Raw genomic sequence first — 19466 nt, 5'->3', positions numbered from 1 at the left:
CAGCCTGCGGTGGCAAACGGGCACAAGTTCTAAAAGTGTGTCTTGCCTGCCCGCTGGGCAGGAGGGGCGCGCCCGGTGTCGTCGGGCTGATACATGGCTGGGCGCCTGAAAGGCCGGTTAATTGGCAACAGCCCCACGTTTTCGAAAAAACGTGGGGCTGTTTTTTACGCGGCCAGCTTGCTAAGGACGACGCCGAATATCTGTCGCACCGTCGGCATCCGGCGCACAGCGTCAGAACGATTCATCGGCTGCGAGGTAGCGCCATTGGCCCGGCGGCAACGCGCCCAGCATCACATGGCCCATCCGCACACGCTTCAGGCCAATCACTTCGAGGCCGACCAGTTCGCACATGCGGCGAATCTGACGCTTCTTGCCTTCACGCAGCACAAAACGCAATTGCTCGCCGTTCTGCCAACTGACCTGTGCCGGCTTGAGCGGTACGTCGTCGAGCGAGAGGCCATGCCGCAGCAGCGCGAGGCTTTCCGGCGGGAAGTGGCTTTCGACCTCGGTCGTGTGCTCGCCGAATGCCACGCGCACGAGATACTCCTTGTCGATCTCCGAATGGCCGCCGATCAACTGCTTCGCGATACGGCCGTCCTGCGTCAGCACCAGCAGGCCCGTCGAGTCGATGTCCAGCCGCCCGGCCGGCGCAAGCTGGCGCAAATGCGCAACGGAGAAGCGGATGTTCGAGCGATCGCCTTCCCAGCGGTTTTCCGGCGTGACCAGTGTGATGGCCGGCTGGTAACCGTCTTCCGCCTGACCGGAGACGAAACCCACCGTCTTGTGGATCAGCACGGTCACCTGGCTGGCTTGAGCGGCTTCGGCGGCAGGGTCGATCTCGATACGCTGGTCCGGACGAACCTTGGTGCCGAGCGTGTCGATGCGCTCGCCGTCCACCAGCACCCAGCCTTTCTCGATCCATTCGTCGGCTTCGCGGCGCGAGCACAAGCCGAGTTCGGACATCAGCTTGGACAGGCGCAGGGTGCCGGGTGCGTCTTCGTAATCGCGACGCGGTGTGCGCGGAGCATCGCCGGCAGGGACGTCGCGTTTCTTTGTACGGGCGGCGGGCGATGTGCCGCGAGGCTTGTCGGCGCGTGCTGGCCGGTCGTCTCCGAAGCGGCGCGCGGCGGTCGGCAGCGATCTGTCGAAACTGCGTGCCGGCCGTTCGCCACGTTCCGCGCGCTCGCCGCTGCGGGCCGGGCGATCGCCGAACTCGCGTTTGGCAGACGCGCGTTCGCCACGGTCGTCGCGCGGGGCGCGTGCCGGACGGTCCGAGCGGTCGGCGTACCCGCCTTTGACGGGTTTTGCGAAACTGCGCTCACGGTGCTCCGACGAACCGCGGTCGTTCTCAAAACGGCGCGGCGCGGGATCGCCGCGCGAGCCCCGGTCGCCGCCAGAGCCGGCGCGCGGCCGATCGGTGCTTCCGCTCGCGCTGCGTGCCGGACGCTCGCCGCGGACTCCGCTTTCCGGCGGTCGGCCTGCACCGCCTTCGGCGCGGCGCGGTGCACGTTCGCTACGATCAGCGCTGCCTTCGAAACGACGTGGTGCGCGTTCGCTACGATCGCCGCCACCCTCGAACCGGCGCGGTGCGCGTTCGCTACGATCGCCGCCACCCTCGAACCGGCGCGGTGCACGCTCACCATCGTCCCGACGCGGACCACGATCACCCGCTCCCTCGAAACGCCGCGGCGCGCCGCCGCCACCCTCACGCCGCGGCGGCCGGTCCGACGACGCCCGGCGTGCTGTGCCCGCGCCGCCCGCATCACGCTCGCGTGAGAACGACCCTTCTGCGCGCGGCGCGCGCGCACCGGCACCTGTCGGCTTACCGCCGCTCGGCCGCTTGCCGCCGGCCGGAGCGGCACCAGCCCGCTTGCCCCGCGCGTCGCCGGAATCCGTCGCCGCGGACGGCTTCGGTCCCGCCGGGCGCGTCGGCTTACGCGCCGAGGTGCTTCCGGTACGGACAGGGGCGCGTTCGGACGAAGCCGGCCGCGGGTGCTTGGCTGTTAATTTGACTCGCATGAAATCTCACACTGCAATCGCGCGCAGCAGTTCGGTCTCGACCTGAATTTGCAGACGGCTGTCCGACAGGCCATGTCCATCCAGCAGAAACACGTCTTCGACGCGTTCGCCAAGTGTATTGATCCGCGCCGAAGCGACGCCGACCCGATGCTCGGCCAGCACACGCGCGATCGAATAAAGAAGGCCCGGCCGGTCGTTCGCCGACACGGACAGGATGTAATATTGGCCGCGCTCGTCGGCCCGGAGATCGACGCGCGGCGTAACAGGGAAGGTCCGCGACAGCCGCGACAGACGGCCTTTCGACGGTCCCGGAAGCAGGGTGCCGTCACCGGTGAGGCGGGCGGTCAGTTCCTGTTCGACCAGATTGGCAATATCGCGATAATGCACGTCTTCTTCGGTATGCGCGACGAGGAAATTATCGAGCGCGTACCCGTGACGGGTCGTGCTGACTCGCGCATCGAGCACCGACAGGCCATTGCGGTCGAAATACGCGCAAATGCCGGCGAACAGATCGGGCTGATCCTTCACATAGACCAGCACCTGGAGCGCCTCGCCGATCGGCGACGGGCGGGCCCGCACGATCGGTGTGGGCGTTTCGACGTGGCGATACAGCACGCGCGTTTGCCACGCGATATCCGCCGCGTCGTGACGCAGGAAATAGCCGATGTCGAGCTTGTCCCACAGCGCCTTTTGCGCGCCTTCCGGCACGGTTTCGAGACGCAGGAGCGCCAGCGCTTCTTCCTGGCGGGACTTCAGCTCCGAATGCGCATCCGGCCGCGCGCCGCCGAGTACGGCGAGCGTGGCGCGGTACAGGTCTTCGAGCAGCTTGCCTTTCCATGTGTTCCAGACTTTCGGGCTGGTGCCGCGAATGTCGGCCACGGTCAGCAGGTAGAGCGCCGTGAGGCAGCGCTCGGTGCCGACCAGTTCGGCGAACCGCTTGATGACTTCCGGGTCGCTCGTATCCTGCTTTTGCGCGACCTGGCTCATGGTCAGATGCTGCTGGACCAGCCACACGACCAGTTCGCCGTCTTCACCCAGGATGCCGTGATTGCGGCAGAAGCGCCGCGCGTCGGCCATGCCGAGCGTGGAGTGGTCGCCGCCGCGGCCTTTGGCGATGTCGTGAAACAGCGCCGCCACATACAGCACCCACGGCCGGTCGAAGTTCGCGATCAACTGGCTGCAGAACGGATATTCGTGCGCGTGCTCGGCCACGGCGAAGCGCCGCAGATTGCGCAGCACCATCAGAATGTGCTGATCGACCGTGTAGACGTGATACAGATCGTGCTGCATCTGTCCGACAATGCGCCGGAAGTTCAGCAGATAGCGCCCCAGCACGCTGGTCTGGTTCATCAGGCGCAGCGCATGGGTGATGCCGGCCGGCTGCTTCAGGATGTCCATGAAAAGGCGCCGGTTTTCCGGGTCGCGCCGCCAATGTTGATCCATGACGTCGCGGGCGTTGTAGATCGCGCGCAGCGTGCGCGCCGACAGACCTTTCACGCCGGGCGTCTGTTCATACAGCAGGAAGGCCTCGAGGATCGCGTTCGGCTCGCGCTGGAACACGTCGTCACTGGCGATTTCCAGCATGCCCTGCTTCTCGACGAAGCGGTCCGACAGCACACGCGTGATGCCGCTCGTGCTCGGAAAGAGCTGCGCCTCGATGTTCTGGATCAGGATCGTGGCGAGCTGCGTGACAGCCTTGGCGGACCAGTAATAGCGCCGCATGAGCTGCTCGCTCGCGCGTTTGGTGGCGGTCGGCTTGTAGCCGAAGCTCTCGGCCACCGGCGTTTGCAGGTCGAACACCATGATGTCCTGACGGCGCCCGGCGATCACATGCAGCCGCGCGCGCAGCGCTTTCAGGAATCCTTCGTTGCGGCGCAATTCGCGCGCTTCGCGCTCCGTGATCAGGCCGCGCGCTTCGAGTTCGCGCCAGCTGCTGCCGAAGCCGGCCGCCTGGGTGATCCATAGAATCAGTTGCAGATCGCGCAGGCCGCCCGGGCTTTCCTTGATGTTGGGCTCGAGCGAATAGGGGGTATCCTGGAACTTGGCGTGGCGCTGGCGCATTTCCAGCACTTTTGCCTGAAAAAAAGCCCTCGGGTCGAGCGCCTCGCGGTAACGCCTGGCGAAGTCGTCGAACAACTCGGCGCTGCCGGTAATGCGCCTCGCTTCGAGGAGCGAGGTGCGCACCGTGACGTCGTTGGCGGCTTCTTCTAGGCACTGCGACACGCTGCGTACGCTGCTGCCGAGTTCTAGTCCCAGATCCCAGGCCAGGCTGATAAAGCGCTCGATGCGGGTATCCAGATGTCCCATCGGCGTGTCGGGCAGCAAGACCAGAATGTCGATGTCCGAATGCGGCGCCAGTTCGCCGCGCCCGTAGCCGCCCACCGCGAGCAGGGCCAGTTCGGGCGGTAGCTCGCAGGTGTTCCAGGCGGCGCGCAGGGAGTCGTCCGTGGCGCGCGCGAGCGACGCCATCAACGCGTCGACGTTGGTGGCCGTCCTGAAGCGTTCCAGCAATTGGGCTTTGGCCACTTTGTACTCCGCCTTGAGCGACCTGGCAGGGGATTGGGCGAGGGCTGGAACACTACTCATTGGCAGGCGGGGCGGTGGTTTCGGAGATCGGTCAGGCGGTGGCCGCGACGATTGGCGGACGCGCGGGCGTGCCGGCGGAAACGGTCAGCACGTCATAGCCGGTCTCCGTGACGAGCACGGTATGCTCCCATTGCGCCGAGAGGCTGCGGTCTTTGGTTTTGACGGTCCACTGATCCGGCATGGTGCGGATGTCGCGGCGGCCGGCGTTGATCATCGGCTCGATCGTGAAGATCATGCCGGTCTGCAGTTCGAGCCCGGTGCCGGGACGGCCGTAGTGCAGGATCTGCGGGTCTTCATGGAACACCGTGCCGATGCCGTGGCCGCAGTATTCGCGCACCACGCTGTAGCCCTGGCCTTCCGCGTGCTTCTGGATTGCATAGCCGATATCGCCGAGATGCGCGCCCGGGCGCACCTGGTCGATGCCGAGCCACATGCATTCGAAGGTGGTCTGCACCAGACGTTTGGCCATGATCGAGCCTTCGCCGACGATGAACATGCGGCTGGTGTCGCCGAAATAGCCTTCCTTGATGACGGTGATGTCGATGTTCAGCGCGTCGCCGTTTTTCAGGGTCTTGTCGCCCGGAATGCCGTGGCAGATCACGTCATTGACGGAAATGCAGGTGGCTTTCGGATAGGGCGGGTAGCCGGGCGGCTGATAGTTCAGCGGCGCCGGAATCGTGCCCTGTTCTTTCAGCATGTATTCGTGGCACAGGCGGTCCAGTTCGCCGGTCGTGATGCCGGCCGTGACGAACGGCGTGATGTAGTCGAGCACTTCGCTCGCGAGTTTGCAGGCGACGCGCATCTGCGCGATATCGTGTTCGTTTTTGAGCGTAATAGCCATGAGTCGGGCCTGAAATGCGATTTATTGCGAGATTATCGCACCATATTCCCGCCGCCGCAGGCTTTTGCGCCAACGGAAGCAGCTGTTGTGGGCCCTTATGCGGGCGTGTTCCGGGCAACTGGCGCAAGCGTCGCTGGACATCGGGGGCGTGTCGCGCTGGCGCCGCGCCTTGTCTACTTTAGCCGCGACGGGCGGCCAGTTCGGGCTGGTGGCGAGCAGGCGGGTGCAACCCGGCGCCGGCGAGTGGAGCTACCGGAGCAGGTTGAGTCGTGCAATAGTCGCGTGCTATAATCTTTGGCTAAGTCGATCTCAGTCTTGTTTTGTTGCTTCATATGGGCTTCATATGAGTAAAAAAGCGGCGGGAATGGCTTCTCATGGCGCTGGTTGCCTGCGTCATGGGGTAGGAAAGTATCACAAGGCAGCAGACTCGCAAGCCGGCGCACCCAGGGTGTCCGCCGCGTTCAGCCAGGCAGATGGCGGCGCGGCCGATACGGCAGCCGGCTTAAGACCCAACCCTCGCGGAGATTTTCATGGCAGTTACCATGCGTCAAATGCTGGAAGCCGGTGTCCACTTCGGTCACCAAACGCGCTTCTGGAACCCGAAGATGGCTCCGTTCATTTTCGGTCATCGCAACAAGATTCACATCATCAACCTCGAAAAGACGCTGCCGATGTACAACGACGCGCTGAAGTACGCGCGTCAACTGGCAGCTAATCGCGGCACGATCCTGTTCGTGGGCACGAAGCGTCAATCGCGCGACACGATCGCCGAAGAAGCGCAACGCGCTGGCATGCCGTACGTCAACGCACGCTGGCTCGGCGGCATGCTGACCAACTTCAAGACGCTGAAGGTCTCGATCAAGCGCCTGAAGGACATGGAAGCAGCACTGGAAGCAGGCGAAACCGAGCGCATGAGCAAGAAGGAAGCGCTCCTGTTCGAACGCGAAATGGCCAAGCTGCAAAAGTCGATTGGCGGCGTGAAGGACATGGGCGGCATTCCGGACGCGATCTTCGTGGTCGACGTCGGCTACCACAAGATTGCCGTGACCGAAGCGAACAAGCTCGGCATTCCGGTCATCGCCGTGGTCGACACGAACCACTCGCCGGAAGGCATCGACTACGTGATCCCGGGTAACGACGACGCCTCCAAGGCTGTCGCTCTGTACACGGCTGGCGTGGCTGACGCGATCGTCGAAGGCCGTGCGAACGCGGTCAACGAAGTGGTGCAGGCTGCACGTGGCGGCGACGGCGACGAGTTCGTCGAGGTCAACGCGGAAGCGTAAAGCTGCCCCGTGTCCGGCAAAAAAGGGGGCTTTCTACAGGCCCCCTTTTTTTAAGTCGCGACATTGTAGTGGGGCGCGGCCGGCAGTCTCTCGAGCGGTGCCCCGAGCGTTGTCCGTAAAAAAACTACGCGCAACGCTGAAACGAATTCTTGCCGCCGGCATCGAAATGCGGGCGGCGTGTGACAGACGGAACTCAAGGAGCAAATGATGGCGGCAATTACCGCAAGCATGGTTGCAGAACTGCGCGCAAAGACCGACGCGCCGATGATGGAATGCAAGAAGGCGCTGACGGAAGCCGACGGCGACATGGCGCGCGCTGAAGAGCTGCTGCGCGTGAAGCTGGGCAACAAGGCCAGCAAGGCGGCGTCGCGCGTCACGGCTGAAGGCGTGGTCGCATCGTTCATCGGCGGCAACGCGGGTTCGCTGGTCGAGCTGAATTGCGAAACCGACTTCGTTTCGAAGAACGACGACTTCCTGGCTTTCTCGAAGAAGGTCGCGGAGCTGGTCGCTGCGCAAAACCCGGCTGACGTCGCCGCTCTGTCGGCGCTGCCGCTGGACGGCTCGACGGTCGACGCAGTGCGCCTCGCGCTGGTCGGCAAGATCGGCGAAAACCTGTCGATCCGCCGTTTCGTGCGTTTCGACACCGCCAACAAGCTGGCAGCCTACCTGCACGGCACGCGTATCGGCGTGCTGGTCGAGTACACGGGCGCCGACGAGCAGGTTGGTAAAGACGTGGCAATGCACATCGCCGCAATGAAGCCGGTTTCGCTGTCGTCGGAAGACGTGCCGGCGGAACTGATCGCGAAGGAACGCAGCATTGCCGAGCAGAAGGCCGCGGAATCGGGCAAGCCGGCTGAAATCGTCGCCAAGATGGTCGACGGTAGCGTGCAGAAGTACCTGAAGGAAGTCTCGCTGCTGAATCAGACGTTCGTTAAGAACGACAAGCAGACAATCGAACAGATGCTGAAGGCCGGCAACGCGAGCGTGCAGAAGTTCGCCCTGTTCGTGGTCGGTGAAGGCATCGAGAAAAAGCAGGACGACTTCGCAGCTGAAGTGGCCGCTCAAGTCGCTGCTGCAAAGCAACAATAAGCCTTGCCCAAGCATCACTGTTGTATCGTTGGACCCGCGGCGGAGCAAGACTTTGCCGCGGTCGGCAGTGCCGCAAGGTTGCGCTCGGGTTGACCCCCGCCGCGCAGCCGCCGCTGGCGAACCTGGGGTTCGTCAATTTGGCGACGCTTGCCCGAATCAGCATTTCACCCCTACATTAGTCCCTTGTTGTTGCCCTGTTCTGCGCGATCTGGATACCCCTATGCCCATTGCCTATAAACGCGTCCTGCTCAAACTCTCCGGCGAAGCTCTGATGGGCGACGATGCCTTTGGCATCAATCGCGCGACCATCGAACGAATGGTGGCGGACGTGGCCGAAGTGGTCCGTCTCGGAACGCAACTGGCCGTGGTGATCGGCGGCGGCAATATTTTCCGCGGCGTCGCGGGCGGCGCGGCGGGTATGGATCGCGCCACGGCCGACTACATGGGCATGCTGGCCACCATGATGAACGCCCTGGCGTTGCAGGACGCCATGCGCCACGCCGGCATCGAGGCGCGCGTGCAATCGGCGCTGCGCATGGACCAGGTGGTCGAGCCGTACATCCGGCCCCGCGCGATTCGCCAGCTCGAAGAAGGCAAAGTCGTGATTTTCGCGGCCGGCACAGGCAACCCGTTCTTCACGACCGACACGGCCGCCGCGCTGCGCGGCTCGGAAATCGGCGCGGAAGTCGTGCTGAAAGCCACCAAGGTGGACGGCGTCTATTCCGCCGACCCGAAGAAAGACCCGAGCGCGACCCGCTACACCACGATCAGCTTCGACGAGGCAATCGGCCGCAATCTGCAGGTCATGGACGCCACGGCGTTCGCACTGTGCCGCGACCAGAAGCTGCCGATCCGGGTGTTTTCGATCGTCAAGCCGGGCGCGCTCAAGCGCATCGTACAAGGTGAGGACGAAGGCACTCTCGTCCACGTGTAAACTCTCGTTCACATAACGTGGGCTTTGACGCGAGCCCGGGTCGCCGCATCTTGCGCGCGCCGGCCGGCTCGCACCGTTTTGAAGGTTCGGAGGTTTAAAAATGTCTGTGGCTGATATCAGAAAGGGCGCTGAACAAAAGATGCAGCGCTCCATCGACGCGTTCAAGAACGACCTGTCGAAGATCCGCACGGGCCGTGCGCACACGGGCCTGCTGGATCACATCCAGTGCGACTACTACGGTTCGCCGGTGCCGATTTCGCAAGTGGCGAACCTGACGCTGATCGACGCCCGCACGATCGGCGTGCAGCCGTGGGAAAAGAAGATGGTTCCGGTTGTCGAAAAGGCGATCCGCGAGTCGGATCTGGGCCTGAACCCGGCCACGCAAGGCGACGTGATCCGCGTACCGATGCCCGCGCTGACCGAAGAACGCCGCCGCGAACTGACCAAAGTGGTCAAGAGTGAAGCGGAAACGGCCAAGGTCGCCGTGCGCAACCTGCGCCGTGACGCCAACGAGCAACTGAAGAAGCTCGTGAAAGACAAGGAAATTTCGGAAGACGACGAGCGTCGTGCAGGTGACGACGTTCAGAAGCTGACGGACAGGTTCGTCGCCGAAATCGACAAACTCGTCGTGACGAAAGAAGCCGAGATCATGACGGTCTGAGGCCGGTCGCCTCAACACTGTCACGATTTCCACTTCTTTATTTGCAGTCACTGTCCCGACGGCCATGACCTATACCAGCTCAACCGTGCGCGTGCCTGATGTCGCCGCGGTGCCGCGACATATCGCGATCATCATGGACGGCAACGGCCGTTGGGCCACCCAGCGGCGCCTGCCGCGCGTGGCGGGCCATACACGCGGCGTCGACGCGGTGCGTGCGGCCGTCGAGGCGTGCGCCCTTCGGGGTGTCGAATATCTGACGCTGTTCGCCTTCAGCTCGGAAAACTGGCGCCGTCCCAACGACGAAGTGTCGTTTCTGATGCGCCTGTTCGTGACCGCGCTGGAGCGCGAGATCGGCAAATTGCACGCGAACGGTATCCGTTTGCGGGTGGTGGGCGATCTGTCGCGCTTCGATACGCGCATTCGCGATCTGATCAAGCGTGCGGAGACCAAGACCGCGCGCAATACCCGTCTTACGCTCACGATCGCCGCGAACTACGGCGGCCGCTGGGACATCATGCAGGCCACCCGCAAGCTCGCCGAACAGTCGGCGCTGGCGGGCAAGGCGGTCGAGGTGACCGAGGAATCGTTCGCCGAGCACCTCTCAATGGCTTATGCGCCGGAGCCGGATCTGTTCATCCGCACCGGCGGCGAGCGCCGCGTCAGCAACTTTCTGCTGTGGCAGCTGGCCTATACCGAGTTCTACTTCACCGACACGTTCTGGCCGGATTTCGACGCCGACGCGCTCGGCCACGCCATCGCTTCGTATGCGGAGCGCGAACGCCGCTTCGGCCGCACCAGTGCTCAGCTCGAGCCGCAATCGCAAAACGTCGATTCGCTTCCATGCTAAAAACCCGTGTCATCACGGCGATCATCCTGCTGGCGGTATTCCTGCCGGTCACGTTGTTCGCGCCGGTGGGCGCGTTCGGCGCGCTGATCGCCTTCGTCGTCGTGTTCGCCGCATGGGAATGGGCGCGTCTGCTCAAACTGGGCGGTGCGGGCCCGGTCATTTACGCGCTGGTGACGGCGGTGGCGCTGGTCGCCAGCACGCGCCTCGGCGCCGGCATCGAGCAGGCGAGGCCGCTCTTTCAGGCGGCCGCGATTTTCTGGGTGATCGCCGGTCCGTTCGTGCTGCTGCGCAAGCCCACGTTGTCGCAGGGCGCCTGGCGCTCCTTTCTGTTTCTTGCCGGCATTGTGATATTCGTCGCGTGCTGGCATGCTCTCGTCGCCGCCCGGATGCTGGGCGTGCCGTTCGTGCTGTCGTTGCTGCTATTGGTATGGCTGGCCGATATCGGCGCATACTTCTCCGGAAAAGCATTCGGAAAACACAAGCTGGCGCCTGCCATCAGTCCGGGTAAAACTTGGGAAGGCGCAATTGGCGGCTGGCTGGTGGTGATGATCGTCGCCGCGGCGGCGGTCTTTTTGCATGCGTTCGAGCCGACCCTGTATTCTGCGTTGCTGGCGCATTGGGGCGCCGTGCGCACATTGCTCGCCCTGACCCTGCTGGTCGCGTTCAGCGTGGTGGGCGACCTGTTCGAATCCATGATGAAACGCCAGGCCGGTGTGAAAGATTCAAGCGGCCTGTTGCCGGGGCACGGTGGCGTGCTCGACCGCATCGACGCATTGTTGCCGGTGCTGCCGCTTGCCATGCTGCTGCTCGGCTAGAGAAAGAGATATGCAAAAACGTCTGACACTGCTCGGTTCCACGGGCTCGATTGGAGACAGCACGCTCGACGTCGTCGCGCGTCATCCCGAGCGTTTTTCGGTTTATGCGTTGAGCGCGCATCGCAACGGCGACAAGCTAGTCGAGCAATGCCTGCGCTTTCAGCCCGAAGTCGCGGTGGTCGGCGACGCCGACACGGCCGCGCGCGTCGTGGCGAAACTGCGCGAGGCGGGTTGCAAGACCGAGGTCACATACGGGCCGCAGGCGCTCGTCGACGTGTCGGAGAGCGACGGCTGCGATACGGTGGTGGCGGCGATCGTCGGCGCGGCCGGTCTCGCGCCGAGTCTCGCCGCCGCGCGCGCCGGCAAACGCATCCTGCTCGCCAACAAGGAAGCGCTGGTCATGTCCGGCGCGATCTTCATGGACGCGGTGCGCGACAACGGCGCCGTGCTCCTGCCGGTGGACAGCGAGCACAACGCGATTTTCCAATGCCTGCCGCGCGAAGCCGCGCTGCACGGCGGCGTCTCCAAGATCATCCTGACCGCTTCGGGCGGTCCGTTTCGCACCCGCGAACCGGCCACGCTCGTCGACGTCACGCCGGAAGAAGCCTGTAAGCATCCGAACTGGGTCATGGGCCGCAAGATCTCGGTCGACTCGGCCACCATGATGAACAAGGGCCTCGAGGTGATCGAGGCTCACTGGCTGTTCGATCTGCCGGGCGAGCGCATCGACGTGCTGATTCACCCGCAAAGCGTGATTCACTCGCTGGTTTCTTATGCCGACGGTTCGGTGCTCGCGCAGCTCGGCAACCCCGACATGCGCACGCCGATCGCACATGCGCTGGCCTTCCCGGATCGCGTGGATTCGGGCGTCGCGCAACTCGATCTCGCGCAGATCGCATCGCTCTCGTTCGAAAAGCCGGATTACGCGCGCTTCCCGTGCCTCGCCCTCGCTATGAAGGCGCTGGCCGAGGGCGGTGTGGCGAGCGCGGCTCTGAACGCCGCGAACGAAATCGCGGTGGAAGCGTTCCTGTCGCGGCAGATCGGTTTCATGGCGATTGCCCAGGTGGTCGACGCCGTGCTGAACGCATTGCCGAACCGCAGCGCGCACGCACTCGAAGACGTGCTCGAAGCGGATGCCGCTGCGCGTCGCGCCGCTGCCGAATTCATCGCGCGTCTGCCCGACGGCGCCCGTCGCACGGAACGCGCCGTCCAGTGAGGCGCTCATGAACCTGCTGATCGAACTGCTCGCCTTCGCGGTCGCGATTGGCGTACTCGTGGTCGTTCACGAATACGGGCATTACAGCGTGGCACGCCTGTGCGGCGTCAAGGTGCTGCGCTTTTCGATCGGCTTCGGCAAGCCGCTGTTCCAATGGGTGAGCCCGAAGACGGGCACCGAATGGACCATTGCCGCGCTGCCGCTCGGCGGCTATGTGAAGATGCTCGACGAGCGCGAAACCGGTGCTGAGCCGATTCCCGCTGAAGCATTGCCGCATGCATTCAACCGGCAGTCCGTGTGGCGCCGTTTTGCGATTGTCGCAGCCGGTCCGGTCGCGAACTTTCTGCTGGCCATCGTGCTGTTCGCACTCGTCTTCGCCACCGGCGTGACCGAGCCGGCGGCCGTGGTCGCGGCGCCCGCGCCGAATACGCCCGCGGCGCTCGCCGGTTTCGACGGCGGCGAGACGATCGTTGCGGTGCGTGCCGAAAACGCCGGCGAATCCGAACCGGTGCGTTCGTGGTCCGACCTGCGCTGGAAGCTGCTGGGTGCGGCATTCGATCACAAGCGCGTCGTGCTGAGCGCGAAAGACACGCACGGTACGTCGGACTTTCAACTCGATCTGCGCGGCCTGACCGAGAAAGACCTCGACGACGACTTCATGTCGCATCTCGGTTTCGAGCCCGGTGGTGGCAAGCTGACGGTCGCGGGCGTGCAGCCGGGCAGCGCGGCGCAAAAGGCAGGCCTTGCCGCAGGCGATCGGCTGCGTGCGGTGGACGGCGTGCCGACCGACAACGCCACGGCCTTCATCGCCTATGTAAAGGCGCACGCCGGCAAACCGGTGACGCTGCAAGTCGAGCGTGGCGGGCCGGCCGCAGGCAAGCTCGAAGACATCAGCATCGTGCCGCAGTCGCAGCGTGACGAAACGACGGGCCAACAGGTCGGTCGCATCGGTGCGGAACTGGCCACTCAGGTGCCGTCCATCGACGTGCGTTACGGGGCGGTTGAAAGCTTGCAACTGGGTGCGCGCCGTACGTGGGATCTGGCGGTGTACTCGGTGCGCATGTTCGGCCGGATGATCGTGGGCGAGGCATCGCTGAAAAATCTTTCCGGTCCGGTGACGATCGCCGATTACGCAGGAAAGAGCGCACGTCTAGGTCCTTCTGCATTCCTGTCGTTCCTGGCCCTTGTCAGTATTAGCCTTGGCGTGCTGAACCTGTTACCAATTCCGGTATTGGACGGGGGGCATCTGTTATATTATTTGGTTGAAGCTGTTACCGGCAAAGTCGTCTCCGATCGCTGGCAACTCGTTTTTCAGAGGGCGGGTCTCGCCTGCATCGTCGCATTGTCGGCGATCGCGCTGTTCAACGATCTGGCTCGTTTAATCCATTTTTAAAGTGTCGGCGGCGTTCACGATGGCGACCGTCTGACCTGATGCAGCTATACACACTGGGGAAGCACGTTGTTTAAACCTCATCGCTTTGTTCCAAAGACGGTTATAGCCGCGGCGTTCGCCGCGCATGGGCTGGTTGCTCACGCAACGACGCCCTTCGTGGTGCAAGACATCCGGATCGAGGGATTGCAACGCGTCGAACCTGGTACCGTGTTTGCCTACCTGCCCATCAAGCAAGGCGACACCTTCAGCGACGACAAGGCATCGGAGGCCATTCGCGCCCTGTATGCCACGGGCTTTTTCAACGACGTCAAGATCGCGACCGAAGGCAACGTGGTCATCGTGCAGGTGCTGGAACGTCCGGCTATCGGCACGATCGACTTCGCCGGCATTCATGAGTTCGATAAGGAAAACCTGACCAAGGCGCTACGCGCCGTCGGTTTGTCGCAGGGCCGTTATTACGATAAGGCGCTGGTCGACAAGGCCGAGCAGGAGCTGAAGCGCCAATACCTGACGCGCGGCTACTACGCCGCCGAAGTCACCACCACGATCACGCCGATCGACCGCAACCGCGTGTCGGTGCTGTTCTCGGTGGCCGAAGGTCCGAGCGCGAAGATCCGTCAGATCAACTTTATCGGCAACAAGGCGTTCAGCACGGGTACGCTGCGCGACGAGATGCAGCTGTCCACGCCGAACTGGTTCTCGTGGTACACGAAGAACGACCTGTACGCGAAAGACAAGCTCACCGGCGACCTCGAAAATGTCCGCTCGTATTATCTGAATCGCGGCTACCTTGAGTTCAACATCGACTCCACTCAGGTGTCGATCTCGCCGGACAAGAAGGACATGTATCTCACGGTTACGCTGCATGAGGGCGAGCCGTACACGATTTCGAACATCAAGCTGGCGGGCAATCTGCTCGACCGCGAGCCGGAGCTGGCCAAGCTCATCAAGATCAAACCGGGTGACCGCTTCTCGGCTGAAAAGCTGCAAGCCACCACCAAAGCTATCGTCGACAAGCTCGGCGAATACGGCTATGCGTTCGCTACCGTCAATGCGCAGCCGCAGATCGATCAGTCCAACCACAAGGTCGACCTGACGCTGCAGGTGGACCCGAGCCGCCGCGTCTACGTGCGCCGCATCAACGTGGTGGGCAACACCCGTACGCGTGACGAAGTGGTGCGCCGCGAAATGCGCCAGCTCGAAAGCTCGTGGTTCGATTCGAATCGCCTCGCGCTGTCGAAAGACCGGATCAACCGTCTTGGCTACTTCACGGACGTGGACGTGACCACGGTGCCGGTGGAAGGCACGCCCGACCAGGTCGATGTGGACGTCAAGGTGGCCGAAAAGCCGACCGGCGCGATCACGCTGGGTGCGGGCTTCTCATCGACCGACAAGGTGGTGCTCTCGGCAGGCGTGTCGCAAGACAACGTGTTCGGTTCGGGTACGAGTCTCTCGGTGAACGTGAATACCGCGAAGACGTACCGTACGCTGACGGTCACGCAGGTCGACCCGTACTTCACGGTGGACGGCATCAAGCGTATTACCGACGTTTATTACCGCACGTATCAGCCGCTGTACTACTCGACGGATTCGAGCTTCAAGATCGTCACGATCGGTGGCGACCTGAAGTTCGGTATTCCGTTCTCCGAAGTCGACACCGTGTACTTCGGCGCCGGCCTCGAGCAGAACCAGTTGGACATCGACTCGAACACGCCGCAAAGCTATATCGACTACGTGCATGAATTCGGCCGCGTGTCGAACAACGTGCCGATCACGGTGGGCTGGTCGCGCGACGCGCGTGACAGCGCCCTGGTGCCGAGCCGCGGTTACTTCACGCAGGCGAACGCCGAATACGGCACGCCGATCGGTGGCACCCAGTACTACAAGGCCGACATCAACGCGCAGTACTATTACTCGTTCGCGCGCGGGTTCGTGCTGGGCTTCAACTTCCAGGGCGGCTACGGTAACGGCCTCGGCGGCAAGCCTTATCCGATTTTCAAGAACTACTATGCGGGCGGTATCGGTTCGGTGCGGGGCTACGAGCCGAGCTCGCTGGGTCCGCGCGACGCCAAGACGAACGATCCGATCGGCGGCTCGAAGCTGCTGGTGGGTAACATCGAATTGACGTTCCCGCTGCCGGGCACGGGCTACGACCGCACGCTGCGTGTCTTCACGTTCCTCGACGCCGGTAACGTGTGGGGCACGGAAGGTAACAGTATTGGCGCGAACGGTCTGCGTTACGGCTACGGTGTCGGTCTTGCGTGGATCTCGCCGATCGGCCCGCTCAAGCTCAGCCTGGGCTTCCCGCTCACGAAGCACACGGGCGACCAGTATCAGAAATTCCAGTTCCAGATCGGGACGGCGTTCTGATCCGGCGGCTGGCGGTTCGGCCAGAAACGGCCGGCCAAACTACAGTATCGAGAGGATGACTTTGCTAACCGGTATGTTTTCGAAACGTGTGGCGTGCGCGCTGGCGCTGGCAATGACCTTGGGTGTCGGGGTGGCGCATGGGCAGGAGGCGCGGATCGCGGCGGTGAATTCCGACCGTATCCTGCGCGAATCCGCTGCCGCGAAGGCCGCGCAGGTCAAGCTCGAGGCCGAGTTCGCCAAGCGTGACAAGGATCTTGCCGACATGGCGCAGAAGCTGAAATCGATGTCCGATTCCCTCGACAAGAACGGCGCGTCGATGTCGGCCGCCGATCGCGCGCAGAAGCAGCGCGACCTGTCGCAACTGGACACGGACTTCCAGCGCAAGCAGCGTGAGTTTCGCGAGGATCTGAACCAGCGCCGCAACGAAGAACTGGCGGCGGTGCTCGATCGCGCCAACAAGGTGATCAAGCAGATCGCCGAGGCGCAGCACTACGACCTGATCGTCCAGGAAGCGGTGTATGTGAGTCCGCGCATCGATATCACCGATCAGGTGCTCAAGGCGCTGGCGGCGTCGGGTAACTAACGCGGCAGCGGGGCCGCAGGGCCCGGTAGCTGAAGCTCTGACAAGTTGGACTGAACGGTAGGAGACAGGATAGGCATGGCATTTACGCTCGAGGACATCGTCCAACGGTTCGGCGGTGAAGTAGTCGGAAACGGTTCGCAGCGCGTCGGCAGTCTCGCGCCGCTCGACCAGGCAGGTCCGGACCAGCTGGCATTCCTCGCCAATCCGAAGTACCTGTCGCAGGTCGAAACGACCCGTGCGGGCGCCGTGTTGATTAACGCCGAAGACCTCGCCAGGCTCGCTTCCCGCGAGAATCGTAACTTCATCGTCACGCCGAATCCGTACGCTTACTTCGCGCGCGTCGCGCAAACTTTCATCGACCTCGCCGCGCCCAAGGCGGTGCCCGGCGTGCATCCGAGCGCAACCATCGACCCGTCGGCGCAGATTGCCGCGAGCGCGGTGATCGGCCCGCACGTCACGGTGGAGGCGGGTGCGGTGATCGGCGAAAACGTGCGGCTCGACGCCAATGTCGTGATCGGCCAAGGCACGCGCATCGGCGCGGACTCGCACCTTTATCCTAATGTCGCGGTGTACTACGGTTGCAAGCTCGGCGAGCGCGTGATCGTGCACGCGGGCGCGGTGATCGGCTCGGACGGTTTCGGCTTCGCGCCGGATTTCGTCGGCGAGGGTGACGCGCGTACCGGTAGCTGGGTGAAGATTCCGCAAGTCGGCGGCGTGTCGATCGCGGCAGACGTGGAAATCGGCGCGAACACCACCATCGACCGCGGCGCAATGGCCGATACCATCATCGAAGAGTGCGTGAAGATCGACAATCTCGTGCAGATCGGCCACAACTGCAAGGTCGGGGCTTATACGGTGATCGCCGGTTGCGCGGGCATCGCGGGCAGCACCACGATCGGCCGTCATTGCATGATCGGCGGCGCCGTCGGGATTGCCGGGCACGTCACGCTGGCCGATTACGTGATCGTTACGGCAAAGTCGGGCGTCTCGAAGTCGCTGTTGAAGCCTGGTATGTACACCAGTGCCTTCCCGGCCGTGAACCATGCAGACTGGAACAAAAGTGCAGCGTTGCTGCGCAATATCGACAAACTGCGCGATCGTATCAAGGCGCTCGAGAACGCTGCGGCCGGGCGGCAAGACGGCCCGGCGGCCGATGCAGCAAGCAGTTCCGCAGGCGACAAGGCCTGAGAAACCTCAGGACAACTTGAAGGACAACCCGCAGGCCGACTCAAAAGCCCGAGTCGAAGGCCGAGTCGAAGGCGGAGTTGCGGAACAATTCGCCAGGCAATTCGCAGGGCAACCTGCCGGCACCGCGTAAAATAGCGGGCGAGCATCAGGAAGCAAAGTCGGTTGCCGTGACCGGGTGGCACGGCCGCCGGGTCATGGCGAGCGCCGGCAGCATGCGTTATCAACCCACCTGCACCAGCATCCGCAGTCATCATCGCGCAGTCAATGCGTGAGTAGAAACACCATGAGCACCGAAAAAATCAATCTCGACATTCATAAGATTCTCACGCTGCTGCCACACCGTTACCCGATCCTGCTGGTGGACCGGGTGCTCGAACTTGAGCCGCACAAGAGCATAAAAGCGTTGAAGAACGTGTCGATCAACGAACCGTATTTCCAGGGCCACTTTCCGACCCGTCCGGTCATGCCGGGCGTGCTGATTCTCGAAGCGCTCGCGCAAACGGCGGCTTTGCTGACGTTTTCGGAAGAGCCGAGCGACCCGTCGAACACGCTGTATCTGTTCGTCGGCATCGACAATGCGCGCTTCAAGCGCGTGGTGGAACCGGGCGATCAGCTGATCCTGAACTGCACGTTCGAGCGTCATATGCGCGGCATCTGGAAGTTCAAGGCGCGCGCCGAAGTGGATGGCGTAGTAGCGGCGGAAGCCGACCTGATGTGCGCGGTGCGGCACACGGACAAGGACGCTTGACGCTTGAGTCAGCGTCCCGGCGGTCAGCGGCGTGACACACGCGCTAACCGCTCCGCCAGATGCCCACCCAGACAACGCAACAGAATCAGAAGCGAGGACGCATGAGCAGGATTCATCCCACTGCGATCGTCGAACCGGGCGCAAAACTCGACGAATCCGTCGAAGTCGGACCGTACGCCGTGATCGGCGCGCATGTGACGATCGGTGCGCGCACCACGGTCGGTTCGCACAGCGTGATCGAAGGTCACACCACGCTCGGCGAAGACAACCGGATCGGCCACTACGCATCGGTCGGCGGCCGTCCGCAGGACATGAAGTACAAGGACGAGCCGACCCGGCTCGTGATCGGCAGCCGCAACACGATCCGCGAGTTCACCACGATCCACACCGGCACGGTGCAGGACGCGGGCGTCACCACACTCGGCGACGACAACTGGATCATGGCGTACGTGCACATCGGGCACGATTGCCATGTCGGCAACAACGTCATTCTGTCGAGCAATGCGCAGATGGCCGGCCATGTCACGATCGGCGACCACGCGATCGTCGGCGGCATGTCGGGCGTCCACCAGTTCGTGCGCATCGGCGCGCATTCCATGCTGGGCGGCGCATCGGCGCTGGTGCAGGACATTCCGCCGTTCGTGATCGCCGCCGGCAACAAGGCCGAACCGCACGGCATCAACGTGGAAGGTTTGCGCCGCCGCGGCTTCTCGCCGGACGCGATCTCGGCGTTGCGCGCGGCTTATCGCGTGCTGTACAAGAACGGCCTGTCGCTAGAAGAGGCGAAGGTGCAGTTGGGTGAACTCGCGTCCGCCGGCGGCGACGGTGACGAACCGGTGCAGACACTGCTCGCGTTCGTCGAAGCGTCGCAACGCGGCATCATCCGCTAACCG

At 63.4% G+C, this 19466-nt stretch carries 16 protein-coding genes; 13 read left to right on the top strand and 3 right to left on the bottom strand.

Going from position 1 to position 19466, the window contains the following annotated elements:
• Positions 1-231: 231 nt before the first annotated feature.
• The 3 genes from NE850_RS20020 to map are packed head-to-tail and all read right to left on the bottom strand — an operon-like array spanning position 232 to position 5446.
• A complete protein-coding gene (locus NE850_RS20020) occupies positions 232-2019 on the bottom strand; it encodes a pseudouridine synthase (protein WP_165186260.1) in 1788 nt (595 codons plus the stop codon).
• A gap of 6 nt (positions 2020-2025) precedes the next feature.
• On the bottom strand, positions 2026-4605 hold the full coding sequence (locus NE850_RS20015; RefSeq protein WP_007181430.1) for a [protein-PII] uridylyltransferase: 2580 nt from the start codon (positions 4603-4605) through the stop codon (positions 2026-2028).
• Between the two features lie 31 nt (positions 4606-4636).
• On the bottom strand, positions 4637-5446 hold the full coding sequence (gene map, locus NE850_RS20010) for a type I methionyl aminopeptidase (protein WP_007181431.1): 810 nt from the start codon (positions 5444-5446) through the stop codon (positions 4637-4639).
• Positions 5447-5976: 530 nt separating this feature from the next.
• Between map and rpsB the strand changes: the two genes are divergently transcribed.
• The 13 genes from rpsB (at position 5977) to lpxA (ending at position 19463) form a co-directional block, all read left to right on the top strand.
• Positions 5977-6729 (top strand): 30S ribosomal protein S2, encoded by a 753-nt coding sequence (rpsB, locus tag NE850_RS20005; protein WP_007181432.1) that lies wholly within the window; start codon positions 5977-5979, stop codon positions 6727-6729.
• A gap of 207 nt (positions 6730-6936) precedes the next feature.
• Positions 6937-7818: a translation elongation factor Ts gene (tsf, locus tag NE850_RS20000; RefSeq protein ID WP_165187465.1), complete on the top strand. Its 882-nt coding sequence runs from the start codon at positions 6937-6939 to the stop codon at positions 7816-7818.
• A gap of 220 nt (positions 7819-8038) precedes the next feature.
• Positions 8039-8752, top strand: a complete 714-nt coding sequence (gene pyrH / locus NE850_RS19995; protein ID WP_007181434.1) for a UMP kinase — start codon at positions 8039-8041, stop codon at positions 8750-8752.
• A gap of 100 nt (positions 8753-8852) precedes the next feature.
• Entirely contained in the window at positions 8853-9413 is a 561-nt protein-coding gene (frr, locus tag NE850_RS19990; RefSeq protein WP_007181435.1) for a ribosome recycling factor, read from the top strand.
• Positions 9414-9477: 64 nt separating this feature from the next.
• Complete coding sequence (gene uppS, locus NE850_RS19985; RefSeq protein ID WP_007181436.1) at positions 9478-10260, top strand: polyprenyl diphosphate synthase; 783 nt, start codon at positions 9478-9480, stop codon at positions 10258-10260.
• Positions 10254-11075, top strand: coding sequence for a CDP-archaeol synthase (locus NE850_RS19980; RefSeq protein WP_165186257.1), 822 nt, complete (start codon positions 10254-10256; stop codon positions 11073-11075). Before uppS ends, NE850_RS19980 begins: the two co-directional genes overlap by 7 nt.
• Positions 11076-11085: 10 nt before the next feature.
• Positions 11086-12291, top strand: coding sequence for a 1-deoxy-D-xylulose-5-phosphate reductoisomerase (locus NE850_RS19975; protein ID WP_165186255.1), 1206 nt, complete (start codon positions 11086-11088; stop codon positions 12289-12291).
• Between the two features lie 7 nt (positions 12292-12298).
• On the top strand, positions 12299-13684 hold the full coding sequence (gene rseP, locus NE850_RS19970; protein ID WP_007181439.1) for an RIP metalloprotease RseP: 1386 nt from the start codon (positions 12299-12301) through the stop codon (positions 13682-13684).
• A 66-nt stretch (positions 13685-13750) separates the two neighbouring features.
• Positions 13751-16054: an outer membrane protein assembly factor BamA gene (bamA, locus tag NE850_RS19965; RefSeq protein WP_007181440.1), complete on the top strand. Its 2304-nt coding sequence runs from the start codon at positions 13751-13753 to the stop codon at positions 16052-16054.
• 61 nt (positions 16055-16115) lie between these two features.
• Positions 16116-16637: an OmpH family outer membrane protein gene (locus tag NE850_RS19960; protein WP_171915836.1), complete on the top strand. Its 522-nt coding sequence runs from the start codon at positions 16116-16118 to the stop codon at positions 16635-16637.
• 75 nt (positions 16638-16712) lie between these two features.
• A complete protein-coding gene (gene lpxD, locus NE850_RS19955) occupies positions 16713-17825 on the top strand; it encodes a UDP-3-O-(3-hydroxymyristoyl)glucosamine N-acyltransferase (RefSeq protein ID WP_007181442.1) in 1113 nt (370 codons plus the stop codon).
• A gap of 283 nt (positions 17826-18108) precedes the next feature.
• A complete protein-coding gene (gene fabZ / locus NE850_RS19950) occupies positions 18109-18573 on the top strand; it encodes a 3-hydroxyacyl-ACP dehydratase FabZ (protein ID WP_006048683.1) in 465 nt (154 codons plus the stop codon).
• Positions 18574-18674: 101 nt separating this feature from the next.
• Positions 18675-19463 carry an acyl-ACP--UDP-N-acetylglucosamine O-acyltransferase gene (gene lpxA, locus NE850_RS19945; protein WP_007181443.1) on the top strand — a complete coding sequence of 263 codons (789 nt, stop codon included), beginning with the start codon at positions 18675-18677 and terminating at the stop codon, positions 19461-19463.
• Positions 19464-19466: the final 3 nt, after the last annotated feature.

Origin of the sequence: Paraburkholderia sp. USG1 (assembly GCF_031570135.1) — a bacterium.
Lineage (GTDB): Bacteria > Pseudomonadota > Gammaproteobacteria > Burkholderiales > Burkholderiaceae > Paraburkholderia > Paraburkholderia dioscoreae.
Note: the sequence above shows the minus strand (reverse complement) of the source record. Positions and strands in the feature narration are given on the sequence as shown.

Bases quoted from the DNA above. Each gene is read 5' to 3' on its own strand.
- NE850_RS20020 (WP_165186260.1), bottom strand. From the start codon at position 2,019: ATGCGAGTCAAATTAACAGCCAAGCACCCGCGGCCGGCTTCGTCCGAA.
- NE850_RS20015 (WP_007181430.1), bottom strand. From the start codon at position 4,605: ATGAGTAGTGTTCCAGCCCTCGCCCAATCCCCTGCCAGGTCGCTCAAG.
- map (WP_007181431.1), bottom strand. From the start codon at position 5,446: ATGGCTATTACGCTCAAAAACGAACACGATATCGCGCAGATGCGCGTC.
- rpsB (WP_007181432.1), top strand. From the start codon at position 5,977: ATGGCAGTTACCATGCGTCAAATGCTGGAAGCCGGTGTCCACTTCGGT.
- tsf (WP_165187465.1), top strand. From the start codon at position 6,937: ATGGCGGCAATTACCGCAAGCATGGTTGCAGAACTGCGCGCAAAGACC.
- pyrH (WP_007181434.1), top strand. From the start codon at position 8,039: ATGCCCATTGCCTATAAACGCGTCCTGCTCAAACTCTCCGGCGAAGCT.
- frr (WP_007181435.1), top strand. From the start codon at position 8,853: ATGTCTGTGGCTGATATCAGAAAGGGCGCTGAACAAAAGATGCAGCGC.
- uppS (WP_007181436.1), top strand. From the start codon at position 9,478: ATGACCTATACCAGCTCAACCGTGCGCGTGCCTGATGTCGCCGCGGTG.
- NE850_RS19980 (WP_165186257.1), top strand. From the start codon at position 10,254: ATGCTAAAAACCCGTGTCATCACGGCGATCATCCTGCTGGCGGTATTC.
- NE850_RS19975 (WP_165186255.1), top strand. From the start codon at position 11,086: ATGCAAAAACGTCTGACACTGCTCGGTTCCACGGGCTCGATTGGAGAC.
- rseP (WP_007181439.1), top strand. From the start codon at position 12,299: ATGAACCTGCTGATCGAACTGCTCGCCTTCGCGGTCGCGATTGGCGTA.
- lpxD (WP_007181442.1), top strand. From the start codon at position 16,713: ATGGCATTTACGCTCGAGGACATCGTCCAACGGTTCGGCGGTGAAGTA.
- fabZ (WP_006048683.1), top strand. From the start codon at position 18,109: ATGAGCACCGAAAAAATCAATCTCGACATTCATAAGATTCTCACGCTG.
- lpxA (WP_007181443.1), top strand. From the start codon at position 18,675: ATGAGCAGGATTCATCCCACTGCGATCGTCGAACCGGGCGCAAAACTC.